General features: G+C 44.9%; 24 protein-coding genes, 1 tRNA gene and 1 pseudogene. 6 read left to right on the top strand and 20 right to left on the bottom strand.

Annotation, left to right across the window (positions count from 1 at the left end):
- From RDN93_RS17005 to RDN93_RS16965, 9 genes are all read right to left on the bottom strand, one after another.
- Positions 1 to 587, bottom strand: a 587-nt coding sequence (locus tag RDN93_RS17005; RefSeq protein WP_308746614.1) for an Rpn family recombination-promoting nuclease/putative transposase, incomplete at its 3' end; no start/stop codon positions are given.
- 68 nt (positions 588 to 655) lie between these two features.
- Positions 656 to 1573, bottom strand: a complete 918-nt coding sequence (locus RDN93_RS17000; protein WP_308746613.1) for an N-acetylmuramoyl-L-alanine amidase — start codon at positions 1571 to 1573, stop codon at positions 656 to 658.
- Between the two features lie 49 nt (positions 1574 to 1622).
- Positions 1623 to 1973, bottom strand: a complete 351-nt coding sequence (locus RDN93_RS16995; RefSeq protein WP_308746612.1) for a hypothetical protein — start codon at positions 1971 to 1973, stop codon at positions 1623 to 1625.
- A 90-nt stretch (positions 1974 to 2063) separates the two neighbouring features.
- Complete coding sequence (locus RDN93_RS16990; protein ID WP_308746611.1) at positions 2064 to 2582, bottom strand: HU family DNA-binding protein; 519 nt, start codon at positions 2580 to 2582, stop codon at positions 2064 to 2066.
- A 233-nt stretch (positions 2583 to 2815) separates the two neighbouring features.
- Positions 2816 to 3658, bottom strand: a complete 843-nt coding sequence (locus tag RDN93_RS16985; protein ID WP_308746610.1) for a DNA-directed RNA polymerase subunit alpha C-terminal domain-containing protein — start codon at positions 3656 to 3658, stop codon at positions 2816 to 2818.
- Between the two features lie 92 nt (positions 3659 to 3750).
- Positions 3751 to 4212 (bottom strand): hypothetical protein, encoded by a 462-nt coding sequence (locus RDN93_RS16980; protein WP_308746609.1) that lies wholly within the window; start codon positions 4210 to 4212, stop codon positions 3751 to 3753.
- Between the two features lie 189 nt (positions 4213 to 4401).
- Positions 4402 to 4743, bottom strand: coding sequence for a DUF6633 family protein (locus tag RDN93_RS16975; RefSeq protein ID WP_308746617.1), 342 nt, complete (start codon positions 4741 to 4743; stop codon positions 4402 to 4404).
- Positions 4744 to 4936: 193 nt separating this feature from the next.
- A complete protein-coding gene (locus RDN93_RS16970; protein ID WP_308746608.1) occupies positions 4937 to 5905 on the bottom strand; it encodes a hypothetical protein in 969 nt (322 codons plus the stop codon).
- Position 5906: 1 nt separating this feature from the next.
- Entirely contained in the window at positions 5907 to 6119 is a 213-nt protein-coding gene (locus RDN93_RS16965; protein ID WP_308746607.1) for a hypothetical protein, read from the bottom strand.
- Positions 6120 to 6236: 117 nt separating this feature from the next.
- Here RDN93_RS16965 and RDN93_RS16960 point away from each other — a divergent pair, with 117 nt between their 5' ends.
- Positions 6237 to 6701 (top strand): helix-turn-helix transcriptional regulator, encoded by a 465-nt coding sequence (locus RDN93_RS16960; protein WP_308746606.1) that lies wholly within the window; start codon positions 6237 to 6239, stop codon positions 6699 to 6701.
- An 83-nt stretch (positions 6702 to 6784) separates the two neighbouring features.
- On the opposite strand, the gene RDN93_RS16955 is transcribed toward RDN93_RS16960, so the two are convergent.
- Genes RDN93_RS16955 through RDN93_RS16940 form a run of 4 tightly spaced genes read right to left on the bottom strand, consistent with a single transcriptional unit; the run spans position 6785 to position 13974 of the window.
- The gene (locus tag RDN93_RS16955) at positions 6785 to 7585 is read right to left on the bottom strand and encodes a LytTR family DNA-binding domain-containing protein (protein WP_308746605.1); all 801 of its coding nucleotides are present in this window, start codon (positions 7583 to 7585) and stop codon (positions 6785 to 6787) included.
- Between the two features lie 23 nt (positions 7586 to 7608).
- Positions 7609 to 8670 carry a histidine kinase gene (locus RDN93_RS16950; RefSeq protein ID WP_308746604.1) on the bottom strand — a complete coding sequence of 354 codons (1062 nt, stop codon included), beginning with the start codon at positions 8668 to 8670 and terminating at the stop codon, positions 7609 to 7611.
- Between the two features lie 29 nt (positions 8671 to 8699).
- Positions 8700 to 9599, bottom strand: a complete 900-nt coding sequence (locus RDN93_RS16945) for an efflux RND transporter periplasmic adaptor subunit (RefSeq protein ID WP_308746603.1) — start codon at positions 9597 to 9599, stop codon at positions 8700 to 8702.
- A 49-nt stretch (positions 9600 to 9648) separates the two neighbouring features.
- On the bottom strand, positions 9649 to 13974 hold the full coding sequence (locus RDN93_RS16940) for a CusA/CzcA family heavy metal efflux RND transporter (protein WP_308746602.1): 4326 nt from the start codon (positions 13972 to 13974) through the stop codon (positions 9649 to 9651).
- A 242-nt stretch (positions 13975 to 14216) separates the two neighbouring features.
- Between RDN93_RS16940 and RDN93_RS16935 the strand changes: the two genes are divergently transcribed.
- On the top strand, positions 14217 to 14759 hold the full coding sequence (locus tag RDN93_RS16935; RefSeq protein ID WP_308746616.1) for a glutathione peroxidase: 543 nt from the start codon (positions 14217 to 14219) through the stop codon (positions 14757 to 14759).
- Here RDN93_RS16935 and RDN93_RS16930 read toward each other — a convergent pair.
- The 4 genes and pseudogenes from RDN93_RS16930 to RDN93_RS16915 all read right to left on the bottom strand — a co-directional run bounded on the left by RDN93_RS16930 (position 14737) and on the right by RDN93_RS16915 (position 17053).
- On the bottom strand, positions 14737 to 15255 hold the full coding sequence (locus tag RDN93_RS16930; protein WP_308746615.1) for an NUDIX domain-containing protein: 519 nt from the start codon (positions 15253 to 15255) through the stop codon (positions 14737 to 14739). The genes RDN93_RS16935 and RDN93_RS16930 overlap by 23 nt on opposite strands.
- A 56-nt stretch (positions 15256 to 15311) precedes the next feature.
- Positions 15312 to 15614, bottom strand: a pseudogene (locus tag RDN93_RS16925) (ORF6N domain-containing protein); the annotation flags it as partial.
- Between the two features lie 21 nt (positions 15615 to 15635).
- Positions 15636 to 16856, bottom strand: a complete 1221-nt coding sequence (locus RDN93_RS16920; protein ID WP_308746601.1) for an S-adenosylmethionine:tRNA ribosyltransferase-isomerase — start codon at positions 16854 to 16856, stop codon at positions 15636 to 15638.
- Positions 16857 to 16979: 123 nt separating this feature from the next.
- Positions 16980 to 17053, bottom strand: a tRNA-Pro gene (locus RDN93_RS16915).
- A gap of 491 nt (positions 17054 to 17544) precedes the next feature.
- Here RDN93_RS16915 and RDN93_RS16910 point away from each other — a divergent pair.
- Positions 17545 to 18411, top strand: a complete 867-nt coding sequence (locus RDN93_RS16910; protein ID WP_308746600.1) for a helix-turn-helix domain-containing protein — start codon at positions 17545 to 17547, stop codon at positions 18409 to 18411.
- A gap of 35 nt (positions 18412 to 18446) precedes the next feature.
- Here the strand turns inward: RDN93_RS16910 and aroB are convergent, their stop codons facing one another.
- Positions 18447 to 19508 (bottom strand): 3-dehydroquinate synthase, encoded by a 1062-nt coding sequence (aroB, locus tag RDN93_RS16905; protein ID WP_308746599.1) that lies wholly within the window; start codon positions 19506 to 19508, stop codon positions 18447 to 18449.
- An 81-nt stretch (positions 19509 to 19589) separates the two neighbouring features.
- Here aroB and RDN93_RS16900 point away from each other — a divergent pair, with 81 nt between their 5' ends.
- The 3 genes from RDN93_RS16900 to cls all read left to right on the top strand — a co-directional run bounded on the left by RDN93_RS16900 (position 19590) and on the right by cls (position 24574).
- Entirely contained in the window at positions 19590 to 19994 is a 405-nt protein-coding gene (locus RDN93_RS16900) for a hypothetical protein (protein ID WP_308746598.1), read from the top strand.
- A gap of 83 nt (positions 19995 to 20077) precedes the next feature.
- The gene (locus tag RDN93_RS16895) at positions 20078 to 22999 is read left to right on the top strand and encodes a TonB-dependent receptor (protein ID WP_308746597.1); all 2922 of its coding nucleotides are present in this window, start codon (positions 20078 to 20080) and stop codon (positions 22997 to 22999) included.
- Between the two features lie 135 nt (positions 23000 to 23134).
- Positions 23135 to 24574 (top strand): cardiolipin synthase, encoded by a 1440-nt coding sequence (cls, locus tag RDN93_RS16890; RefSeq protein ID WP_308746596.1) that lies wholly within the window; start codon positions 23135 to 23137, stop codon positions 24572 to 24574.
- Between the two features lie 23 nt (positions 24575 to 24597).
- Here the strand turns inward: cls and RDN93_RS16885 are convergent, their stop codons facing one another.
- Positions 24598 to 25131, bottom strand: coding sequence for an RsmD family RNA methyltransferase (locus RDN93_RS16885; protein ID WP_308746595.1), 534 nt, complete (start codon positions 25129 to 25131; stop codon positions 24598 to 24600).
- On the bottom strand, positions 25122 to 25858 hold a 737-nt coding region (locus RDN93_RS16880; protein WP_308746594.1), incomplete at its 5' end, for a DUF3822 family protein. The genes RDN93_RS16880 and RDN93_RS16885, both read right to left, overlap by 10 nt.

Here is a 25858-nt window from a genome sequence, read left to right as displayed (position 1 = left end):
ACGGCTTTACGAGCCTTGAAAGGCATTCGGTCAAGTGTATCCATATGCTTTAATATATAAATCCAACGTTCAAAGTCAGTACTACATTCATCCTCTTCTTTGTTAAAGTTAGGCAGTTCGATAAAAATCTGTCTGAACTTTCCGTTGAAGACTTTTCCAGTATCCCGGTCAGCTAAGACGACATCTGTTCTTATCTTTGCGGGTATGTCCTTGTTCATCACAAAATTCATGAAGAACACTCCATATACAGCATCCAATTGGAAATCCCAGATTCCCTTTTTGGCTTGTTGCGTGATAGCTCTTGAGAGATAGAACAGTGCACGGTCTTTAAAATAAGGCTGTTCCCTGTTCTGCATTTCTACGATAATACGCTCGCCGGTGTCGGTTACGCAGTAGATGTCGTAGATGATTCCCCGTTCTGTTTTTACTTCCGGCAGTTGTTCGTTGTTGAGGAACTGTATGTCGGTGATTACGTGCTCGCCTACGAGCAAATCATTCAAGAAGTCGATTAACAGCTCCTTTTCTACCTCTCTGCCGAATAAAAACTTAAAGCCATAGTCGGTAAAGGGATTGATAAATCTTCCCATTATACTTGTTGGTTGTGTATGTTATAACAAAGGTAGTTCTTTTTTGCTCACTTTAGCACTGACTTGGCTTATTTTTTTCTTATCTGCCGGACTTGTCTGAAAAGCAGTAAAGCGCCTGCGCATCCGCCACCGATAAGCCATAACGTGGCATATCCAGTTCTCTTCTGCTTTTCACTCTGTTTTTGTTGCCGGACGATTTGATAAGTCATATCTGTCTTTTCCTTACTCTTTCCGGCATTCATCATTAGGGTGTCAGTTTTTTGTTCATTGTAATTCTTCTCTGCGGTAGACGCATTCTGTCTTTTCCGATGTATAATAGTCGTTTGTTCCATATATTCCTCAATGGAACTTTGATGAAGGGCAGAAGAGTCCGACGCTTGCTTCTGTGATAAGTGTGCATCCTTTTTCTGCCGTGTTTCTTGCGTAGTTTGAGAAATGATGGAAACATCAGCCTTTTCCGTTGACAAGGTTGAACTCTTGTAGCTACTACAAGAAGCCGTATATAAGCAGAGTCCAAGACATAGTCCGGTCAGCGATACACCCCGCAACCAGGTTCTGACATCAAAGCACGGGCAGGCTTTGATAAATTCATTCGGTTCTATACGTCCGTCACCATTCAGGTCGGGTGAAGTGTCACGATGTCCGAGGATGGTCCGTATGCCGAAATATTCATGTTGCAGCCGGCTGATAAGCGTTTTCATGGCTTCTTTTTGTTTCGGAGTACGCGTATCGGTAGGATGCCCGCAAGCGTCCAGTCCGCCGATATAGCAGATGCCGATGCTTCGGTTGTTCCAGCCGATACAATGTGCGCCCGGTTTTTCGATAGCTCGTCCGTTCTCGATAGTTCCATCTAGGCGGATAACAAAATGATAGCCGATACCGTTGAAACTCCGTTGGCGGTGCCATCGGTCTATATCTGCCGCGGTGAAATCTTGTCCGCAAGGTGTGGCGGAACAGTGGATAATGATTGAGTCGATTGTTCTCATGATTCGTTTCATGTTTATTTGAGAGGTGGTAATAATGAATATAAAAGATTTAGTAGTCGGAAGCCGGAGTACGGTGCGTGCATCCGTGGATAACACACTGCTTGATTTCCAGTTCCTTGAGAGCTAATTCCGTTTCGTGGCAATGGTTTATCCATTCCAGTTTGTCGGCTTGTTCTTTCCGCAGTTCATTTTGGAGAGAGTCGATAGTCGTATCCCGTTGGGAGAGTCGTTCTTCCAGCCAGTCCACCTGTTTTCGGTGGTTTTCGGCTGTCAGGTCATCCAGAGACGCTTCCTCGCGGCGTGCATCCGTTTTGCGGTGCGTCAGGAAGTGAATGAGCCATTTTATAGCTTCCAGTCCGCCTAAAGCACTGATAAGGGTAATAATATTCGCTGTTTCCATAAGGGGAGATACAATAAAAGTGCCCGTTGAGTACTTTACTTGCTTTGCGGCTAGTTAGTCTGGGGCACTTTTACGTTTTATGCAGGAATGTTATGCAGCTGGGTCTGGATCCGGTGTTTCTCCGCCATTATCCGGATTGCCACCGGGGTTGTTATCGTCCGGGTTGTCTGTTCCCCCCGAACCGTTGGTCTTATTTACGCGGTCCACATCTTTCAGACTCAATCCGTCGGTACGTGTGGTGGTTCCCGTGTTCAGACGAATATCTTTGTTGGCACGGAAGCAGATACGCAAGCCTGTGATGTCGGCAGCGGTAAAATCCTCTGCCGCATCTGTCCCTTTACTTTGGGCGGCAAGATAGAAGTATCCCAGGCCGCTGATATTGACTATCCGTCCGTCAATTAACTTCTGCTTCAATAATGTCCTGAAATCCTTTAATACACTGAAGGCTTCACCTTCGCTTACACCGGAAGTCCGGCCTATCTCCTGGGCGATTTCGTCCAAAGTACTCGGATTGCTGTACTGGTACGTGATTTGCGGATAAGTCTTTTTAGCCGAATCCCTGTCTGTCAGGTCGACAGGTCTTGTGATTTTTTTGAATAAGATTGCCATAATCGGTTTCCTTTCTTTGTTTTAGTTTCTAAATTCTTATTACTTCGCTAATGTTAACGATACAAAGATAGGAATCCGGCAGTAGGGGGACAAGGACAGTCTTGATGTCTATGAATAAATATCTAAGTGATTGTCTATGAATGGAATATGATTGTTTGGAAAACACTTCTATCGTCAATCTTTCCTGAAAGGGTAAGAATACGGACAGAAGGAAGTGAAAGAGCGGGGAATTATTACTCTTTCATATCGCTGAACTCATAGGGTGTTCCCCATTGAAGATGGTTGGATGCCAGTAAATCATCGAGTTCTTTCATGGATTTTGTGCCGATGCTTCTTAGGCTGCTGATTTCCCGCCTGTTATGCTGTGCCAGTTCTCCTAACGTCCGAATTTGGGCATATTGTAAACAGTTTAAGGTTTTGTTGGATAGAGGGTAACTCTCAATCTTGTGGTTTAGGACTTCTGTGATATACTTATCTCTTTGGTCGATAGCTTGAAGCTTTTTGGTAAGTTTTGTGTTTTCCGTACTAAGTTTGATGTTTATGTCCATCAGATGTTTGTTTTGCTCAATTAAATCCTTGTATGTATCTGCGTACCGTAATTGGTAGACTCCTTTGCGGATAATTTGTCCAATTCGTACTCTTTGCAGGCTGTATTTGTCGCCAATCTCCTCAAATGTATGACCTTTAAGGAACATTCTCACAATATCGATTGTTCTTTCCTCTCTGCTTCTTGACAATTTGCAGAATGCATTCTCAAATAAATTGGCAAGTATTTTCGCGTTTCTGATGACGTTGCTGTATATCCAGTTCCGGCTCTTAAGGTTTTGGGATAATTGCTTATATTCTTTTTCCAGTTCGCGGCATTCCGTTTTGTATGTTTCAATATTCTTTTCGACTTCTGTGATGTCACCAAATGAAGAGATTAGCTTTTCAATCGATAGGTAATCTACGAGAATGTTGTGTCCTGTGTTTTTACCGACTAATACTCCTCTTTCCATCCAGTTTGTGATGGTTTGAGGGTGTACGTTGAATATTTTGGATGCTTCTATTCGTGTGATATATCTTTTCTTTTCCATCCTACTTGTTGGTTTAATGGCGGCAAAGGTACTGCTTTTCGGTAGACTGTGATTCGAATCTTACAAAAAAAGATGTATATGTGCCTATATTCTCAACCAAGTGTCTTGCTTTTCATATTTCTTTTCCATCTCCAGAAGGCTTTCATCAATCCGTCTTCGCTGATACTGACGATGTTATACCTTTCGATGAAACATCGGACAGTTTCGATGTAGGGCACTCCCGACAATCTTCTGTCTTTCATCATCCGGTCGAAAAGTTCAAGTTGAAGTTGATTCAGTGTTCGTTGCTCGAAAAGCCGGATGGCGTCTTGTGTCAGATAATTGTAACTTGCCGGATTTTTTCCCCGATGTGGGGCAGTCAGTCGCAGGCAGAGATTTCCTGTTTCGCGGAGCGGGGCGTTGGCAGGTCGGCGGGAAAGTGATTCTTGAAGGGTGAATTGCAGGTAGCAACCCGCAGGGAGATGCAAGCTACCGTTTTCTATGGAGTCAGCATATCGTCCATACAGATATTCTGCGAGTAAGGGCTTGATTTGGAAACGCAATGTATAAGACATGATAAATCAAATTAGTGAGGTTTGAACTTGAAAAAGGAAGTGGGCAGACCGGAAAAGTCCGTTATCGGGATAGTTAGCATCCGCCACCGGGGCAGATACCGTCCGGCACCGGGGAAGGCACCCTTCGGCACCGGGGAAGACACCCCTCGGCACCGAGTAAAAATAGTCACCAAATGAGGAGTGTCTCTGTTATTTTCCCGGTGGACGTTCCAATTCCCGGATAGCATCCGGATCGCCGGCATTAGCCTTTCGGACTGTTTCCTGATACACCTCATACGTCACGGGCTTCCGTTCCCCCGGCTCGGGGACGGGAATAGTGTCGGAAGGCGTGGCGGTCGTTTTGCACTTGCGACATTCCTTGGTATACTGGCGAAGGAACTCCATAATTTTCAGTGGAGTGATGCTGCCGTAGAACGGGCCGTATGTACCTATTTTCATGCGGGCGATGAAAAGACAAATGTCAGCGGCGCTCAGCCACGGATAGGCACAGAGAATGAGCGATACCGTTTCATTCAGTTGCTCGCGCGACATCTGCCAACGGGTTTCGGCGAGAACATTCAGACTGTAGAGTTGCCCTTTCAACCATTCCACGGGGGTGGAACCGCCGTAGAGATTGCCAATCAGAGTCAGCGAAGGAATATCCTTTCTGTCCGCGAGAGTGGCGGGAGTATATCCTGCTATGAGGATGCGTTGCTGAAGTGAGGGCGGATAAGCATGAAAGAAATCATTCGGTGTCGGGAAGCGTTGGTAAAGTGCCTGTAGCTCGGAGCTGCTCGAACCGTTGCTCGGCTTCGGATTGAAGAAGGGGATTGATGTCTGTTGTGAAATGTCCGTTTGTTGCGGTTGCTGTTTCGTTGTTTGCGTGATAGTTGTCATGATAGTGGTCTTTAGAGTGATTGGAAGAGTTGAGTTGAATATCTAGCCAGGAAGCGAAATGCCGGCGGAAGTCCCGTACCGATTTTCGTGATTCCCCCTCGTTCTGCAACTTCCGGCAGAAATGTTCGAGCCATTTCTCCAGTTCCGGTTGTTTCAGGTGATGGTTTTGGCAAAGCGTCTTGAGCCATTCCTTATTTTGGACAGCTTTAAGAAAAGCCTTTCGTGTGGGGATGACGGTAGATTCCTCTTCCGGATTTCCGGTTTTCTGTTCCTCTTCCGGCATTCGATGTTTCTCTTCCGCCATTCCGTGTTTCTCTTCTGATATTCGGTGTTCTTCTTCGTGTTCCTGTTCGTAGTATTCTTCTTCCTCTTCCTTTTCCCCCTGCGGGACACCGTTTGGAGCGGGAAGACGGGAAGCATCCTGTTCCGGTAGCTGTCTTGTCTTTTCTATATCTCTGTGGGTTTGTTCGGATAATAACAGCCGTATTTGTTCCGGTAGCTTGTCATATTCTTTCCGCGCGGCAATTTTCATGCTGGGGTTCATGGATTGTTGTGCCATCCAGTCGATAATGATGACATACCCTTCATGGTATATTACTTTCTTGATAACTTCAAGCTTCTTGATACTCCGCCGGACTGCCGGTTCGCTGATGTGGCATTCGTAAGCCAGTCTGCGTATGGATGTGTTGTAAGCCCCCAGCATATTGGTAGAAGAATTGGTGTTCAGATAAATCCAAACCAGTTTGTCGGTAGCAGAGAGGTCTTCAAACCATGTCTCGCTCCAGGTACGTACGTTAATGTATCTTCTAGTTTCCATGTCAGTATCTTGATTTAGGTTCTTCTTCGTCGTCCTGAACCATGATTCTGCGGTATGCCTCGATGACTTGCCGCGATTTGGGACCGAGGATGCGTCCGCTTAGCGTATTGTACACTGTTTTCTCTGAAACTCCTGCAAGTAGGGCTACTTTTTGCTTCCATCCTCTAGGTGGAATGAGGGGAGTGCGCTGATGTTGGTTACTTTTCTGTTCCATTTGGGTATAATATCTATTAATTTATTATATTTGTCCCCAATTACTTGATAAATGGGAGACTCTGTTTCTTCATTTCGGCGGTAAAAGTAGAGATTAGTATTGATAAAACAAAAGATTATGTCGGAAGATTTGATATATTTCTCAAGAAACCTGATATTTATCAGGAAATTGATAGGGATAACCCAGTCTGGGTTGGCAGAAAAGCTGGGTGTGAAGGCTAATACAATCTCTAATTATGAAAAAGAGGTGACAGCGCCGGATTTTAAAGTATTGGTGAAGTTGTGCAAGCTATTCCGTCTTCCCACCGATATGATGCTGAATAATTTATTGACCGCTTCCGACTTGGAAGCGCTGCCGGACTGGCTGAAAAATGTCCGTCAAAATTTCAATTTGAATGACATTGACGCGCCGCCCGTTTCTCCGGAGATTGTTTCGTCCAATGAAGGAGAGCATCTTTATAACAAGCAACTGCTCGAACTGCTCGAACGGAAGGATGAGACGATAATGGAGCTGAACCGCCGCATCGGGCGGTTGGAGTATAAGATAGAACTGCTTCAGAAAGAGAATAAGTCCGACTTCTGATAGAGGCTCCGGAAAGTAGTGAATTGGGAAAGCGATGAAGAATCAGCCTGGTTATTGAAAGTCATTTCTTGTCCGCAAGCATGTTATTGTTTCTTAGAGAACCACTCCTTGAACTCCGCCACCCGTGCCTTGCTGACCAGAATCTTTTCCTTGATTCCTGAATAGCGCACATTGATGGATAGCCGGCTGTTGAACCATAAATCAATGTCTTTGATAGCTTCCCGCGAAACCAGGTATTGGCGATTGGCACGGAAGAAAAGGTGAGGATTGAGACAGTCGGTCAGTTCGTCCAGTGTTTGGGTAAAGTTGTATTCTGTGCCATCGGTTAAAACAGCTTTAACCTGGCAATCTTTGATATAAAATAATTGTATCATATCTATGGAGACAGGCAAGAGCTTGTCTCCTTTCATTGGGATAAGGAAGTGCGTCTTATAGTTCTCCTGCTTTTTGAGCGAATGGAAAAGTTGTAGCAGCTCTTCTGCCTGGTGTGGGTTGTGGCGCGGTTCGCAGTCGTCGGGGGCGGCGGTGTGCTGCAAGTTTCCCAATTTGGCGAGGGCACGCTCGATGTCTTCCTTGCCGATAGGTTTCAGCAAATAGTCGATACTGTTCACTTTGAAAGCCCGCAGAGCATATTCGTCATAGGCGGTGGTGAAGATAATCGGGCAAGTGATACTAACATGATTGAATATCTCGAAAGCCGAGCCGTCCGCCAGATGAATATCCATGAATACCAAGTCCGGCATCGGATGAGAGCCGAACCATTCGATAGTGGAACCGATACTATCCAATATGGCAACTATTTCTGCGTCCGGTTTTACTTCGTTGAGCAATGAGGAAAGGTTGCGTACCGCTGCCTTTTCGTCTTCTATAATGACAGTCTTCATGGTGTTTTGTTTATATATCACTGTTATTGTTGTGCTTCATCAATCAGGGGAATAGAAACGGTAAATTCTTTATCCTCTGTGATTTGTATCTCTTGCTTGAATAAAAGGTGGTATCTCTTGGCAAGATTAACCAGTCCGATACCCGTTCCGGGGGTAGCGGTCCATTTGGGCTGAATGTCGTTGCTGACGGATAAGTAGCCATTCCCGTCTGTGGTGATATGGATAGCCAGCGGTTTCCGGTTACTGATTTCATTGTGTTTTACGGCATTCTCAATCAATACCTGCACAGCCATCGGCGGAAGCCGGAAATCTTCGTATGCCTGGTCTATCTGTATGTCGAACTGCAGGTTGTTCTCAAAACGCATCTTTAACAGGAAGATATAAGCGGAAGCGAATTCCATTTCTTCTCGAAGGCTGACACTCTGCGACTCGTTGCCTTGCAGGGTATATCTCAGTACCCGGGAAAGCTCCTGGATATAATCCTGGGCTTTGTCCTGATTCTCACGTACCAATGAACGCAACGTGTTTAACGAATTGAATAGCATATGCGGGTTGAGCTGGTTTTTCAAGACCTCGTATTGGTTGCGGATATTTTCCGCTTGGAGTTGCTCGTTCTCAATAAGCACCTGTTGTTGGCGGTATATCAGATGGATGATATAACAACTGCTGGTGACAAGACACGCCATGATGAAATCCCTCAACGGATGCAGATAATGGTGTACCATCGCGTCGATAGCCGGAATGTCAAATGTCTTGTGCAGGAAGACAAAGACCTGCCCCAGCAGGTTGCTCAATATCCACGTCAGGACGAAAGAGAGCAGAATCTTTGTTCCCGTAATCTTGATAGACGACTGGTTGAAATGGAACAGCCGTGTATTGACGGCGAAGAGCAGGAGCAAAGACAGAAAAGTAAAGAGTATCTCATTAGCCACATCCATAAACTTCATTCCGGGAAATAACGAATGACTCTCGAAACGGTCGAAAAGGGATACGGATTCCGGGAAATGGATTAGCACCGCCACAGCCACCGAAATGATGACTGTGGAGAGCACATATTTGTCTTTTTTTATTGCCTTTACTATCATACTGCAAAGATAAGGGAATTTTTTAGTGGTTAATCGTTTTTCTGAATATGTGCTGTGACATACATGCCCGGTCGGAATTGTGCGTTTGTCTCTTTGATAGAGGAATATACTTCGAGCGAACGGTTGGTTTCATCTACTTTTTGTCCGATGGAGACCACTGTGCCGTTGAATGTCTGCGTTCCCATCCCGTTGACGCGGAATTGTACGAGACTGCCTGTTTGGATGTCTGCAAGGTCTTTTTCGTAAGTAGTCAGGCAGAGTATCGGGGAGCTTTTATCAATAATCTCACAAAGAGCTTCGCCCGGATTGATATATTTGCCTATATTCATTGCCACATTGGCTGCATAGCCGCTGATGGGGGCTTTCACTTCCAGCAATGGCTGGATACCGTTCTTTAGCAATGTTTCCGGGGTGACGCCCAGAAGTGAGAGTTGCGCGGCAGCGGCATCCTGGCGGCTTTTCATGGAGAGATAATCCGCTTTGCTTTGTTGGAACTTCTTTTGCGAAGCCGCTTGTTCGGCGGAAAGTGCTTTTTGACGCTCGTATTCCGCTAGAAGATATTCCGCCTGTGCATGACTGTCCAGATAAGTCTGTTGCAGGGTAATGAATTCCGGATTTTCCAAGGTGGCGATAACTGCGTTTTTAGCTATATGTTGTCCGGGCAACAGAGAGGTGTTCTTGACCACTCCACCCATCGTTAAGGCTATGGTTGCTTGTCGTTGGGGCGGGAGAACAATGCGCCCGTTGAATGAAACCTGATTCGGTTTTGAAGTCGCGGAAGTGATGGCATCCACTTCGGGTTGTTTCGCTACGGTGTCTGTCGCAACTTCAGTTGCGGAAACCATACCGGTTTCGTTATCCGTAGTCTGTTGATTGCCCTTACAAGCTGTCAAAGCAAGTAAAAGGACAGGGTAAAATATCTTCTTCATCTTCTGTATTTTATAATAGAATGTATTATCAAAACTCTCAATTCTCAATTTATCTAAATAGTTCATACTCTAATGCGGCAATGTTATATTGGTAGACAGTCTCGATATAGCCGCGGCGAATATCCCGGGAGGTTGTTATGGACTGTATGTATTCCGCTATACCCGTTTCGCTCTGTTGCAACTGGAGATTGGCAGCCTTGGTCAACTCGTCCGCTTCTTTCAAGGCGGAAGAAGTGTAGTAGCGCAAGCTCTCGTTGTATCTGCGGAGTGAGGCTTCCAACTCAAATACCTTGTTTCTCAATTCGCGAATGTTCGCGTCTGCCTGAATCTGTGCTGAGGTAGCGGATAACCGTGCTTGCTTTACCTTGCTCTTTTGAGGCAGGAAGTAGATAGGGAAGGAGACACCCACCATCCACGCATTCAGATTCTTCAACGGAAGAATATCCTGGCGGGTATATCCCACGCTGATTTCCGGAAAGAAATGGCTCCGCTCTACATGAAGCATGGCTTTCGCTTCGTCCGCCTGACTTTGAAAGTAAGCAGTGTGTGCTCCCGACAGCGTCCCGTCTGAAAGGCTGGTATAAAACAGCGATAAGGTAGAATCTGCCGGAACAAGCGGCTGGTCTGAATAACAACTCCAACGGAAGCGTGCCAAAGCCATTTTCTCTTCTTCCTGTGCCTGGAACCAACGGTTGTGCAGTTCGGCGGCGACAGTTGTCATCATATTCTTTTCGAGCAGGGTGATTTCCCCCTGTTGATAACGCAGTTCACCGATATGCTGTAACTTTTCCGCCATCTTATCCTGGTCGCGGTACATTGCACAGAGGTTGGCGGCATATTGGTAGTACGCCCATGCCCGTTTCACTTCTGCCGTGACTTCCTTCTCTACCATCTGGCGATAGAATGTGGTTGTTTTCACTTGGCGGTTGACTAATGCATTCTTGTAGAACGGAGTGAGCAGAGAACCCAGGCTTTGCTCGAAAGCCAGTTCCTTGTCTTTCTTGTTCTCTCCGTTGAGTTGCCCCCAGGAATAACTGAATGAGGTAGGGGTAGCTTCTACAATCTCTCCACGGGTAGCCTTGGCTTGTTGGATGGCGTTGGTTGCCATTTTCAGACGGGGGTGATTCTGTTTCGCCATCTCGATAGCCTGTTCCAAAGTGACGGTCGATGCCTGTTGCGCGGAAACGAAAGAAGGAATCAATAGGAATAGCGGAAGAAGGACGAAGAACGGCAGGTGAAACTTGACTCCCGGACGTTTCCAGGTTGCGAAGGAGTTTACAATCTTGTAGAACACCGGGATGATAAGCAATGTCAATACAGTGGAGATAATCAATCCGCCGATAACGACAGTTGCCAGCGGGCGTTGCACTTCGGAGCCGGCGGAAGTGGCGATGGCCATCGGGACAAATCCCAATGATGCCACCAAGCCTGTCAGGAATACGGGACGAAGCAGATGCGGAGTTCCCTTGGCGATGATTCGGTTTGTACTCATGGGGTAAGTGTTTTGTTTACGAAGTTCGTTGAAGTGATTCACCATGAGGATACCGTTCAGTACTGCCACGCCAAATAATGCGATGAAGCCTACACCCGCCGATATGCTGAACGGAAGTCCGCGCAGCCAAAGGGCGACGATACCGCCGATAAGCGACAGCGGAACGGTGGAGAATACCATCAGTGTATAGGTGATATTCTTGAAAGCAAAGAACAGAATCAACAGGATGAGCATCAATGCTACCGGAATGACAATGAGCAGCGTGTGAATGGCGTTCTGCAAGTTCTCGAACTGACCGCCGTATTCGAAGTAATATCCCGGTTTCAGTTTGACGTTCCTGTCCAGTGTCTTTTGTATGTCCGCCACCACTTGCTGTATATCCGCGTCGCGCACATTGACACCGATGACGATACGGCGTTTTGTAGCGTCGCGGTTGATTTGGAGAGGCCCGCTGACGAGGTCTATGCTCGCTACTTCTCCGACCGGAATCTGGATTCCTTCGGAAGTGCGCACAAACAATTTGTCGAGATTCAAATCCGCCACTTTCTCCTGGTCGAGACGGACGACGAGGTCGAACCTTCGTTCGTTTTCAAACACTACGCCGCTGGATTCTCCGGCATAGGCGGTTCGGATAATCGTGTTGAGCTCTTCTATGTTGATGCCGTAGCGGGCTATCTTGCTGCGGTTGTATTTTACCACAAGCTGGGGCAATCCCATTGTCTGCTCTACGATGACGTCTGACGCTCCCGGCACTTTTTCTACATAGGCGGCGGCTTCTTTTGCTTTCTCGTAGAGTTCGTGGGTGTCTTCTCCGTACAGTTTGACGGCAATATCGGCTTTGGCGCCTGTCATCAGTTCATTAAAACGGAGCTGTATCGGTTGCGAGAAGTTGAATTCGGCACGCTCGGACAGTGGTTCGAGTGCTTCTTTCATCTTATCCACCATTTCCGCACGGTTTCCTGCGCTGGTCCATTCTTTGAAAGGTTTCATGATAATCATCACGTCGGCGTCTTCTACTGCCATCGGGTCGGTGGGGACTTCCGCCGTTCCGATTTTGGCAACTACGTGCTTGATTTCCGGGAATTTGTCCATCAGCGTCTTTTCTGCCAGACGGGATACTTCGATACTTTCTGACAACGAACTTCCGGCAGGTAATGTCATTTGCATGGCGAAGTCGCCTTCGTCCAGGGTCGGGATAAATTCGGCACCCAGCCGGGTGAAGAGGAAGAGCGAGCCGATTAGCGCGGCAAAGGCTACGATGACGGTACGCCACTTGTGATGCAGGCAGGAACGCAGGCAACGTTGATATACGCTGTTCAGTTTCTCGAAGAAACGGTCGGCAGGTGTCGGTTTCACCACGATGGTATGTTTCAGGAAGAGCGATGCCATCATCGGGACATAGGTGAGTGAAAGAATCAAGGCTCCGATGATGCAGAATACAAGTGTTTTTGCCATCGGGGTGAAGTATTTTCCTTCAATTCCGTTCAGGGTGAGGATGGGGAAGAATACTATCAGGATAATCAATACGGCGAAAGTGGCCGAGCGGACTACGCCGGATGCTCCTTTTTCCACTTCTGCATCCATCTCTTCACGGGTGAGCGTCCGTCCCCGGAACTGCTTGCCGTAGATATGGGCAAGGATACCTTCCAGTATGACGATAGAGCCGTCCACAACGATACCGAAGTCGATGGCGCCGAGGCTCATCAGGTTGGCGGTGACATTGAAAAGGCGCATCATGATAAAGGCAAAGAGCATTGCCAGCGGGATGACTGACGCGACAATCAGTCCGGCACGTACATTGCCGAGGAAGATGATAAGTACGAGGAATACGATAATTGCACCTTCAATCAGGTTGTTGACAACGGTTGAGATATTTCGGTTCACCAGTTCCGAGCGGTTCAGATAAGGTTCGATGCTGACTCCTTCGGGCAGCAGGTGCTGTATCTTCTCTACTCTTTTTTCCAGTTCCTGGGTGACGACGTTGGCGTTGGCTCCTTTCAGCATCATCGCGATTCCGCCTACACATTCGCCTTCACCGTCCATTGTCATGGCGCCGAAACGTTTGGGAGAGCCGAAACGGACTACGCCTACATCGCTGATATGTACCGGAATACCGTTCCGGTTGGCTACAACGATGCGTTCGATGTCCTTCGTCCGGGTTATCATACCTTCAGACCGGATATAATAGGCGTTATTTGCTTTTTCAATGTAGCTTCCGCCTGTGTTCTGGTTGTTGCTGCTGAGGGCTTCGAATACTTCGCCGATGGTGATGTTCAGTGAGAAGAGTGCGTCCGGGTCGACGGCGACTTCATATTGTTTCAGGTAGCCGCCGAAGCTGTTGATTTCTACGATACCCGGTATGCCGGACAACTGGCGTTTCACCATCCAGTCCTGAATGGTGCGTAGTTCCATGGCATCGTATTTCTCTTCGTAACCGGGAGCTACTTTCAGTATGTACTGGTAGATTTCTCCGAGTCCGGTGGTGATAGGCATCATTTCCGGTGCTCCGAGTTCGGGGGGAATCTCTCCGGCAACGGTTTGTATCTGTTCGTTGATAAGCTGCCGGGCATCGAGGGTAGGGACGCTTTCTTTGAACACGACGGTCACTACCGATAGCCCGAAGCGGCTGACGGAACGGATATCTTCTACATTCATGATGTTGCTCATCGCTAGTTCGATAGGCATGGTGATGAGCTGTTCTACCTCTTGCGGTGCAAGGGTGGGCGACACGGTCACAATCTGTACCTGGTTGTTGGTGATATCGGGCACGGCGTCGATAGGTAATGTCAACATCGCGTAGATACCGCCGATAAGCAGGAAGAGGGTAGTGAGCCCTACAAACAGCTTCTTCTTGATTGAAAAACGTACAATAGCTGTAAACATGATTCTCTTTGTGTTATTATTTCATGTTACAAAACTACGGACTATCTGCGTTCATCGTAATCAGGAACGGATGAAGTGGAAAAATTGCAGGGCGAAGTGACGAAATGGCGGCTTGAATGTTCTGCGGGGGAACTAATCTTTTAGAACCTGTATCCGATACTTATGATGAATAGTGTGAATCGAAGCAAACATTTTTTCACTCCGGTTCGTTTAATATGAAACGAACTAAATACGTGTTGAGTATTAAATCATTTATTTTAATGGTGGTAGCTATGGTGTGTGCAATATCTTTGGAAGCGCAGAATAAGTCTTTCTACGACTTCACTGTGCAAACGATTGACGGTAAGGAATTTCCTCTTTCGTCCTTGAAAGGAAAGAAAGTGCTGGTGGTGAATGTGGCTTCCAAGTGTGGCTTGACACCACAATATGCCAAGTTGCAGGAATTGTACGAGAAGTATAAGGATAAGAACTTCGTTATTATCGGCTTTCCCGCCAATAACTTTATGGGGCAGGAGCCGGGAAGCAATGAGGAGATTGCCAAGTTCTGTTCATTGAAGTATGATGTCACTTTTCCGATGATGGCAAAGATTTCCGTCAAAGGCAAGGAGATGGCTCCGCTTTATCAATGGCTGACGGAGAAGAAATTGAATGGAAAAGAAGATGCACCGGTTCAGTGGAACTTCCAGAAGTTTATGATTGACGAGAACGGAAACTGGATTGGGTTCGTTGCCCCCAAAGAGAGCCCGTTCTCGGAGAAAATCATTACTTGGATAGAGAAGGAATAAGGGATACTTTCTTCAGTTCTCCTTCAAAGTTGGGAGTGAAAATTCCTTTTCCCAGGTTCTCTTTTATTTCTTCGATGGTCCAGAAACGTCCGCCGTCCAGTTCGTCGCTGGGGTGGATTTCACCGTCGTAGACTGTCTTATGAACAAATACGAGTTCCTTCTCACGGTCGGACTCGAAAACATAATTAGTCAGAAGTTCAGGAGTAAAGTCCGTGATGCCCAGTTCTTCACGGGCTTCCCGTTTAAGGGCTATCTCTACGCTTTCGCCTAAATCGATATGTCCGCCTACGGCTGTATCCCATTTCCCGGGTTGGATGTCTTTCCATTCGGGACGTTTTTGCAGATACAAGTCTCCTTTTGCGTTGAAGACGTGCAGATGGACGACTGGATGAAGCAATTTGCTGCCGCTGTGGCATTCTCCGCGGGTGGCGGCTCCGGTGATATTTCCCTGCTCATCGACGATGGGGAACATTTCTTGGTTGTTATCGCTTGACATCATTGTTTCTATTGTTTACTTTTTGAATCCTTTAATAATAGTTCTTCCTGTATTGGTTTGAGAACGGAAGATAACATAGCTACGCCATTTTCGGTGAAAGCGAATAAAGATGTTGAACCAATATTATAATGGGAAGGTATCACATTTTGTGATACCCCTATGGAAATCAGTTGATTAGATTCTTCTTGGGTCAACCTGAACATAAAATCTTCAGGGAATCTGTCGATATTTCTTCTGACAGCTTGCTTCAACACTCTGGTTTCTATTCCATATAATTCTGATAAATCGAAATCTAACATAACCTTTGTTCCTCGAATCTCGTAGATTCTGTTTTCGATTTCTATGGGTGGTTTTTCCATGCTGTAATTTCTACTTTTAGTTTACGGCATTAATAAGGAAGAATCTCCGTAACTTAGGAACCGGAAGTCGTGGTTCAGGGCATAATCATAAATCGTGCGCCAGTCTCCTTTTACAAAAGCGGAAACCAAAAGTAATAAAGTGCTTTGCGGCTGATGGAAATTAGTAACCATTGCTTTTACTATTTTATACTGGTAGCCGGGGGCAATAATTATCTGTGTACTGGTATGAAGTGCCTCAAGACCGTTTCTGTCGAGGTAACCCAATATCTTTTGCAACGCAACTACCGGGGGAATCTGGTCATACTTTTCATAAGGCTGCCATTGTCTGACGTGTAGTTCCTCTTCCGTAGCGTCCGGATTATCTGCCAGTGTGACTCCGATATGATACAGGCTTTCGAGTGTGCGTACCGAAGTGGTTCCTACGGCAACAGCGCAACCGTCATGGTCGATAAGTTTCTTGATAGTGCTCCGGTTGACGGATATATATTCCGTATGCATCTCGTGACCTTCAATCTCTTCACTCTTCACAGGCTTGAAAGTTCCTGCGCCTACATGCAAGGTCAGTTCCTCAAGCTCTATACCTTTCTCTTGCAGCGCATCCAGTACTCGGGGCGTGAAATGCAGTCCTGCGGTAGGTGCGGCTACCGAACCTTTAATCTTTGAATAAACCGTCTGATATGTTTCTTTATCGCTCTCTTCCGTCTCCCGATTTAGATAAGGAGGGATAGGAAGCTCCCCGAATACTTCGAGAATATCGGCGAAAGTCACTTCCGGATTATCCCATGAGAAGTCTACCCAATGGCTGGTTCCTCTGCTTTCTCCTCTCGTTGCGGTCAGCGTGATTGGCAATCCTTTTACTGTCATTTCCCGTTTCAGGGTCCCGTCTTTCCATTTCTTCAGGTTGCCAATCATGCAAAGCCATGCGGCATGTTCCGTTTGCTGGAAGTTCAGTACATAATCATTGGGTTGAATGGGCTCAAGGCAGAACACTTCAATCAGTGCCCCCGTTTCCTTACGGAAATGTAGCCTTGCCTGAATAACTTTTGTATTGTTGAATACCATCAAAGCACCTTTAGGCAGATACTCAGGCAAAGAGGTGAAAGTGTCTTCGCTTACTTCACCGCGGCGGTACACCAATAGTTTCGACTGGTCGCGGACAGCCAATGGGAATTTGGCAATGCGTTCATCCGGCAATGGATAGTTGTATTCGCTGATATGGATATGTTTCGGGTCTTCTTTCATTGTTGTCAGGTATATTTCTTGATAGTATGCTCTAGTTCTATTTATTCCATATTCATAAAGTTTGGCTTGAGGAATAAAAAGAAAGAGGTTAGATTTGACTCTAACCTCTTGATGGACAATTCGTCGGGATGACAAGATTCGAACTTGCGACCACACGCCCCCCAGACGCGTACTCTACCGGGCTGAGCTACATCCCGAATTGCGGATGCAAAAGTACTGCTTTATTTTGAAATAGCAAATAATTCGAATGAAATTTATAATATACTTCTGCGGTTTACTCATATTTTTCTGATGATAAGTAAAGTAAAGTGGAGAATATTTTATAAGTTTGCATCACAAATAGTGGCGCAATTGTAGGAACTTTAGCTGTATTGTATATCATGATATGTGCTAATAAATAAAGATTCTGTTTTATTTGAATTAGCAAATGAACTGATGTTTTTTCATTTGGCGGCATTAATTGGAATGTTTGCGTAAAAACACTATAAAATATCAGGCAGTATATAATAAAGCTAAACGGGGAAATTGCGAAATGAACTATCAATCAGTGAGTTTGTTTATGAATTAATGCAAATAAAGAGTGTGTGACTTCTTTAGTGTGATACTATATTTCCGTTTTCGATGTGCAGTATTTCAGGAAGTTATACATTTGTAGTAATAAGACTTAGTTTAGATAGAAAGGTGTTAAATGTTAGACATAAAAAATAGAGAGACATTAGAGATATACGTCTTGGGTGACGATTTTAAATTTTATCAGAATCTGAAATATCTTCCTCTGACTTCTTATCCTTCCAATATTCAATCAGCTTTGATTATATATTGTTTGAGTGGGAGAGCGAAACTTACCGTACACGAAGATGTACATTGGGTACAGCCGGAGGAACTTATTATATTATTACCCGGACAATTTGTCTCATTCAGTGAGCCTAGTGAAGATTTCTCGACCGTTTCGATGGTGATATCCTCTTCTTTGTTTAGTGATGCGTTGAGTGGAGTCCCACGATTCTCCCCGCATTTCTTCTTCTATATGCGAAGCCATTTTTGCTATCCGCAAACAGAGCGTGATGTTCTTCGGATATACAATTTCTTGGGGATGATAAAAGAAAAAGTCAAGTCTCAGGACGTGTATAGGCGGGAGTTGATAACACATTTGTTGAGATACCTCTATCTGGAGTTGTTCAACGCTTATCAGAAGGAATCTGCTTTGATGACTGTGCGGAAAGATACGCGCAAAGAAGAATTGGCCAATAAATTCTTCGGGCTTATCATGAAGCATTTCAAAGAAAATAAGGATGTGGCTTTTTATGCGGATAAACTTTGCATTACTTCCAAGTACCTGACTATGGTTATCAAGGAGACAAGCGGGAAGTCTGCCAAAGACTGGATTGTGGAATACATCATACTTGAAATTAAGGCTTTGCTGAAAAATACAAGCCTGAATATTCAGGAGATAGCAATCAAAACCAACTTCGCCAATCAGTCCTCGCTCGGACGTTTTTTCAGAAAGCATACCGGAATGTCGCTGTCTCAGTATCGGATGAGCAGTTTAGACTAAAACAGTTTATCATATTTGCCGCGGATGTATGAGGATTAAATCCCCATACATTCGCGGTAAAAGTCCAGCATCTCAAAAATGGTATTTTTGTCGGCTGTCTGGTTGATGCAAATATCACCGATGTCTTTCAGTAGAGTGAAGTTGACCGTTCCCGAAGTATTCTTTTTGTCATGTGTCATGTATGCATAAAGCTGTTCATATTTCTTGCAGTCGAATGTAAACACACCGTAATTGTCTTTAATAAACTGGATAGTCTGTCTCATTTTCTCTTTCGGGAAGCCTGCTTTGGTGTGGGACAGATACAATTCGCATACGATTCCCCAAGCTACTGCATATCCGTGCAAAACCGGACGGTTTTCTGCCAATGCCATACTTTCAAACGCGTGTCCGACGGTATGTCCCAAGTTTAACGCTTTGCGAATGCCATGTTCAAAAGGATCTTGCTTCACAATATCTTCTTTTACTTGTACCGACTTGCCAACCAGTTGTTTGAGAGCGGCATAATCAATATCGGCTGTATTGAAGTTCAGTAATTCCGCCCAATGCGCGACGTTGCTGATTAAACCGTGTTTGAGCATCTCCGCATATCCGGAAAAGAAATTGTGTGCATCCAGCGTGCGCAGGAATTCAGTTTCAATCAACACGCTGCTTGCCGGAGCAAATGCGCCGATTTCGTTTTTCAGTCCGTTGAAGTTGATTCCTGTTTTGCCACCGACGGAAGCGTCCACCATAGCCAGCAGGGTAGTCGGTATATTGATGTAAGAGATGCCACGTTTGAATGTAGCTGCGGCAAAACCGCCCAGATCCGTCACCATTCCCCCGCCGAGGTTGATAAGTAAAGAGTGACGCGTAGCTCCTTGGGTACTCAATGTCATCCAGACAGAAGCAAGCGTTTCCAGCGTTTTATGTACGTCTTCCGCTCCGATGCAGATTTCAGTGGCATCTTTCAGCAAGGTGGTTTCCTTCAGGGAAGGCAGGCAGAGACGCCGGGTATGCTCGTCTGTGAGGATGAATAATTTGTCATGCGGGCACTGTTCAATGGCACGACTCAGGCTCGTTTCCAAGCTTTCACAGAGAATAACTTCTTGTTTACTCATGATTCTTTTGCTTTTTTACCCTGCAAATGTATATAAAATATCTTTTTTATACTTACATTTGCCCTGTTAAAACGTTCAATCATGAAAGCATTATTACCTGTATATTGTCGTCCTTTGGGATATGTGGTCTTGTTGGTAGCTCTGTTCATTCCTTTTTTTCTGGTGATGCAGGGAGTGGTAACCGATAACAATTTGTTGTTTTATAAAGAATGTACAAAGTTGCTGATGATGGCAGGATGTTTGTTGATAATCTTTGCACTGAGCAAGCAAGAGAGCCGCGAAACGGAACAAATCCGTAATTCGGCAGTTCGTAATGCTATCTTTCTGACATTCCTGTTTGTCTTCGGGGGAATGCTGTGGCGTGTCATGCAAGGAGATGTGATTAATGTAGATACTTCCTCTTTTCTGACTTTTTTGATTTTTAATGTGCTTTGTTTGGAATTTGGTCTGAAAAAAGCGTTTGTTGATCGATTCTTTAAAAGATAATTTTCTTTTCAATTAAACCTTTTACGATTCGATTTGTCAAAAAGGCATTGTTATTGCTACTAATATAATCGTAAATTAGGTAAATGAAAAGATTTTCTGCAGGGCTGGTGCTGATGTTACTATGCACCTTCTCAATTTTCGCACAGGATAAGGTGATTACTGTTTCGGGACGTGTTGTGGAATCCGACTCAAAGGAACCGGCAGCACAGGCTACTGTCCAATTGTTGTCATTGCCCGATAGTGCTTATGCTGCTGGTATAGCCAGTAGCAATCAAGGTTGGTTTACTCTCCCCAAAGTGAAGGCCGGGAAATATGTGTTGAAGGTTTCCTATATCGGCTTCCGTACTAAACTCGTACCGGTTCAACTGGCTGCCAATGCACCCGATAAGAAGTTGGGAACGATCGCGTTGGAACCTGACGCTGTCATGCTGAAAGAAGCGGTGATTACTGCTGAGGCTCCTCAAGTGACGGTGAAGGAAGATACACTGGAATATAACTCGGCTGCTTATCGCACTCCCGAAGGAGCTATGCTCGAAGAGCTGGTGAAGAAACTTCCGGGAGCAGAGATTGATGATGACGGTAATGTCAAAATCAACGGTAAGGAAGTGAAGAAGATTATGGTGGATGGTAAAGAATTCTTTGGCGGTGACGTGAAAACCGGGTTGAAGAATCTGCCGGTCAACATGATTGACAAACTGAAAACGTATGATAAGAAATCAGACTTGGCCCGCGTCACCGGAATAGATGATGGGGAAGAAGAGACTGTCCTTGACTTGAAAGTGAAGAAAGGAATGAACCAGGGCTGGTTTGGTAATGCAAGTGTTGCCGGTGGTACGGAAGACCGCTATGGAAGCAACTTGATGCTGAACCGCTTTGTTGATAACAGCCAGTTCTCTTTGATTGGCTCGGCAAATAATGTGAACGACCAAGGACTCTCCGGTGGCGGCGGACCGCGTTTCCGAAATAGCAACGGTTTGACTGCTACCAAGATGATTGGAGCTAACTTTGCCACTCAGACGGATAAACTTGAATTAGGCGGTAGCGCCCGTTATAATTATAGCGATCGCGATGCAGTCTCTACAAACTATTCGGAACGTTTCTTGACGAATGGAAGTTCTTTTTCTAATTCGAATAGTAAGAACCGTAATAGGAATACGAACTTTAATGCAGACTTCCGTCTGGAATGGAAGCCGGATACGTTGACTAATATCATTTTCCGCCCGAATGTTTCTTATGGGAAGTCTGACGGATATTCTATTTCCGAATCGGGAACTTTTGATGGTGATCCGTTTAATTTGGTGTTCAATCCGAACGATTTCTTGAATAAGATACAGTGGGGAAGTACGGATGATCCATTAAAAGATATTCGTGTCAATGCCAGTAACAGTGAATCTTTGTCTAAGAGTAACAGCTTGTCTGCCAATGCTTCCTTGCAGGTAAACAGAAGATTGAATAATCAAGGAAGAAATATAACTTTCCGTGGTACGTTCGGTTATGGCGATAATGACAGTGAACAGTTTAGCGAGTCATTGACACGTTATTTCGATGAAACGTCAGGAAAGAATGATGATGAACGCAAGCAGTATATCACATCTCCGACCAAGAGTTACGATTATACGGGCGAATTGACATATAATGAGCCGATTGCCAAAGCTACTTTCTTGCAGTTCCGCTATAAATTCCAGTACAAATACAGTGAGAGTGATAGAAGCACATACAGTTTGATTCCCGAAGCGGAAAAAAATCAGGACTGGTTTTGGAATTTTGGAGATGATTTGCCGGAAGGATATGAGAATAATAAGGATATGAAGTTGAGCAAATATGCTCAGTATAAGTATTATAATCATGATATCAATGCAGGGCTGAATATTATCCGTGAAAAGTACAGGTTCAACTTTGGAATGTCCTTGCAGCCTCAGAATACCCGTTTGGATTATAAGAAAGCGGAAATAGATACTGTAGTAAAGAGAAATGTGTTCAATTTCGCTCCTAACGTTGATTTCCGTTACCGGTTCTCCAAAGTGAGCCAGTTGCGCTTTACATATCGGGGACGTGCAGGCCAGCCGAGCATGGAAAATCTGCTGGATGTGACCGATGATTCCAATCCGCTGCGAATTACCAAGGGTAATCCGGGGTTGAAACCTTCTTTCACTCATTCTATGCGGTTGTTCTATAATACATATAATGGTGATAAGCAGCGCGGAATGATGGCGCACGCTAATTTTAATATGACTCAGAATAAGATTACCAATGCCACTATTTATAACCAGACGACGGGTGGGACAATCTCTCAGCCGGAGAATATTAATGGTTATTGGACTGCAATGGGAATGTTCGGATTCAATACGGCTCTGAAAGACAAGCGTTTTACAATCAATTCTTTCTCACGTGCCAACTATACTAACGATGTGTCTTTCCTTTATAATGATGATACTCAAGTGAATGATAAAAATACAAGTACGTCGTTGACCTTGGCCGAGAATCTGAATGGAACGTTCCGTAATGATTGGTTTGAGTTTACTATCAATGGGTCAATCAACTATAATTTTGAACGTAATAAGTTGAATCCGGATACCAATCAGGAACCTTATACTTTCGGGTATGGAGCAAGTACGAACATCTCTTTGCCTTGGAATATGACGTTGTCTACCAATATAACGAATAATTCGCGTCGTGGTTATCGCGATGCCAGCATGAATAAAAATGAACTAATTTGGAATGCTCAGATTGCCCAGAACTTCCTGAAAGGTAATGCTGCAACAATCAGTTTTGAAGTATATGATATTCTGAAACAACAATCCAATATCAGTCGTTCGCTGACTGCTGATATGCGTTCCGTTTCGGAATATAACGGAGTCAACAGTTATTGTATGCTTCGTTTCGCCTATCGTCTGAATGTCTTCGGGAATAAGGAAGCACGTGGAAATATGCGTCAAGGTGGTTTCGACGGTGGTGGTCATCGCGGTCCGCGTGGTGGCAGTCCAACCCGGATGATGCGTTTTTAAGAGCAGACAAGGTCTTATGAGATAAATAAGAAGTGTCCCGGCGCAACGATTGATAGTTGTAGCCGGGACTTTTTTGTTTATCCGATAATTTACTTTATATTTGTTGTTTAGTATCCGTTTAAAAAAGAGATTCCTATGATTGATTGGAACTATATACTCAGCCAGATAGCAACGGTGGCTTTTGATATTCTCTATTTCGGAGCCGTCATCGGTACGATTGTCATTATCATTCTTGACAACCGGAATCCGGTTAAAACTATGGCATGGATACTGATATTGCTTTTTCTTCCCATCGTAGGTCTTGTCTTTTACTTTTTCTTTGGCCGGAGCCAGCGCCGCGAACGTATTATCGGTCAGAAAAGCTACGACCGTCTGCTGAAGAAGCCGATGGCTGAATATCTGGCTCAGGATTGCTCGGAAATCCAGTATGAATATTCCCGTCTTATCCAACTGTTTCAGCATACCAACCAGGCTTTTCCTTTTGAGGGAAATCGTGTATCTGTCTATACCGAAGGCTATACGAAATTGCAGGCATTATTGCGTGAACTCCAGAAAGCGAAACAGCATATCCATATGGAGTATTATATTTTTGAAGATGATGCTATCGGGCGGCTGGTTAGAGATGTATTGATTGAGAAAGCTTCTCAGGGGATTGAAGTACGAGTGATTTATGATGATGTAGGATGCTGGCACGTTCCCAATCGCTTTTTTGAAGAAATGCGTAATGCGGGTATTGAGGTACGGAGTTTCCTGAAAGTGCGCTTTCCCTTGTTTACCAGTAGGGTGAATTATCGGAATCATAGAAAGATTGTCGTTATTGACGGACGTGTAGGCTTTGTGGGTGGGATGAATCTAGCTGAGCGCTATATGCGTGGTTTCTCCTGGGGGACTTGGCGTGATACACATATCATGCTGGAAGGTAAAGCAGTGCATGGCTTGCAAACCGCCTTCCTGCTCGACTGGTATTTCGTGGACCGTACGCTGATAACAGCGTCCCGCTATTTTCCGAGAATAGACTCTTGTGGTAGCTGCTTAGTGCAGATTGTCACCAGCGAACCTATCGGTCCCTGGAAGGAAATCATGCAGGGACTGACGGTGGCGATAACCAATGCCAAGAAATATTTCTATATGCAGACACCCTATTTCTTGCCGACAGAGCAAATTCTGGCTGCTATGCAGACTGCGGCCTTGTCCGGAGTGGATATACGTCTGATGCTACCGGAACGTGCCGACAACCGGGTTACTCATCTTGGCTCTCATTCCTATCTCGCGGACGTGATGCAGGCAGGTGTGAAAGTCTATTTCTATAAGAAAGGTTTTTTGCATTCCAAACTCATGGTTTCGGATGATCTGCTTTCTACGGTAGGTTCTACTAATGTGGATTTCCGTAGCTTTGAGCATAATTTTGAAGTGAATGCTTTTATGTATGATGTGGACACTGCACTCGAAATGAAAGAAATATTCCTTCAAGACCAGCGTGAAAGCACGCAGATATTCTTGAAGAATTGGGTGAGGCGTTCGTGGAGACAAAAGGCAGCGGAGTCCATTGTTCGTTTATTGGCTCCGCTTCTCTAATATCTATAATAGGTTTAATCGATTTATCGGAACAAGGAGAAGTTTACACTTCCATAAATTCTTCTTTCGATGAAATGTGGATTTTCCTCGAAGTTATTATCTTTTCCGTGTTCCAGAACAAATAATCCCCCTTCTTTGAGAAGATTGTTTTGGAAAATAAGTTCGGGTATTGTCTCCAGTTCTTTTAAAGCGTAAGGCGGATCGGCAAAGATAAAGTCAAACTGCTCGCTACTGCTCTTGATAAATTTGAATACATCACCCCGTATCGGCAGGCATTTGTCTGTCTGCACCTCTTTCATGATTTTGACGATGAATGAGTGATGTGCAGGCTCTTTCTCAATACAGATAACGCGGTCGCATCCCCTGGAAATGAGTTCGATACTTATGCTTCCGGTTCCGGCAAACAAATCAAGTGCTGTTACTCCTTCCTCAAAATCAATATAGTTATTGAGTACGTTAAACAGATTCTCTTTGGCGAAATCTGTTGTAGGGCGTGCTTTAAACGTTCGTGGCACGTCAAATCTTCTTCGTTTGTATATACCGCTGATTACTCGCATATTAATAAGACTTGCATGTCAATATTAGTAGCAGGATTCATAATGAATACCTGCAAGATAAACTTTTTCAGTTCGTTCATTAGAACTTCTTTGTCCGGGAGTGTTCCGGTGAGGTGCAGTTCATCCCGTTCCTGATTAAACTCCAGTTGTTTCCAGGCATACAGCAGATAGTAGATACGATCTTCTGTGTGCGTACATTCAAAGGAATTGGCAAGAAGGAGATGTCCCCGTTCGAAACAAAAGATGTCGATGCCCTTCTGACGTATGGAAACGTACATCTTTTTGCTGTTCCCTAATCTGCTTTTGACCGAAAAATAGTCAATGAGCGGAGTGGACTGGGAATAGAAATGGGCTTCGGGATACTGTTCTTTTAGAAAAGTGTATGCACTTTTGTCTATACCAAAAATGACAGCTACATTATTTTTCTGTAGAATATTGTAGAATACCGTTTCATTCTCTCGTTTCTGATGATTGTGATAGAATAAAAGTTCTGCCTGTTCCTCTTCAAACAACTCCAATGGTACAATTGTAAAACGCTTGCCGGCCATCATGATATTCACCCGTTTGTAGGGGTGGCTTAAGAAGTCCGATTCGTGAAAAACCGTTTTCAGGTTGGCCGTGAGCGATAGAGAAGGCTCTATTTCTTTCTCTATGATTGATAGAGAGTTGTCGTGAATCGGGTTATAGATAGAAAAAGAAAATCCATCCGTACTAAGACGGATGGATA

The organism is uncultured Bacteroides sp., assembly GCF_902491285.1.
Taxonomy (GTDB): Bacteria; Bacteroidota; Bacteroidia; order Bacteroidales; family Bacteroidaceae; genus Bacteroides.
Note: the sequence above shows the minus strand (reverse complement) of the source record. Positions and strands in the feature narration are given on the sequence as shown.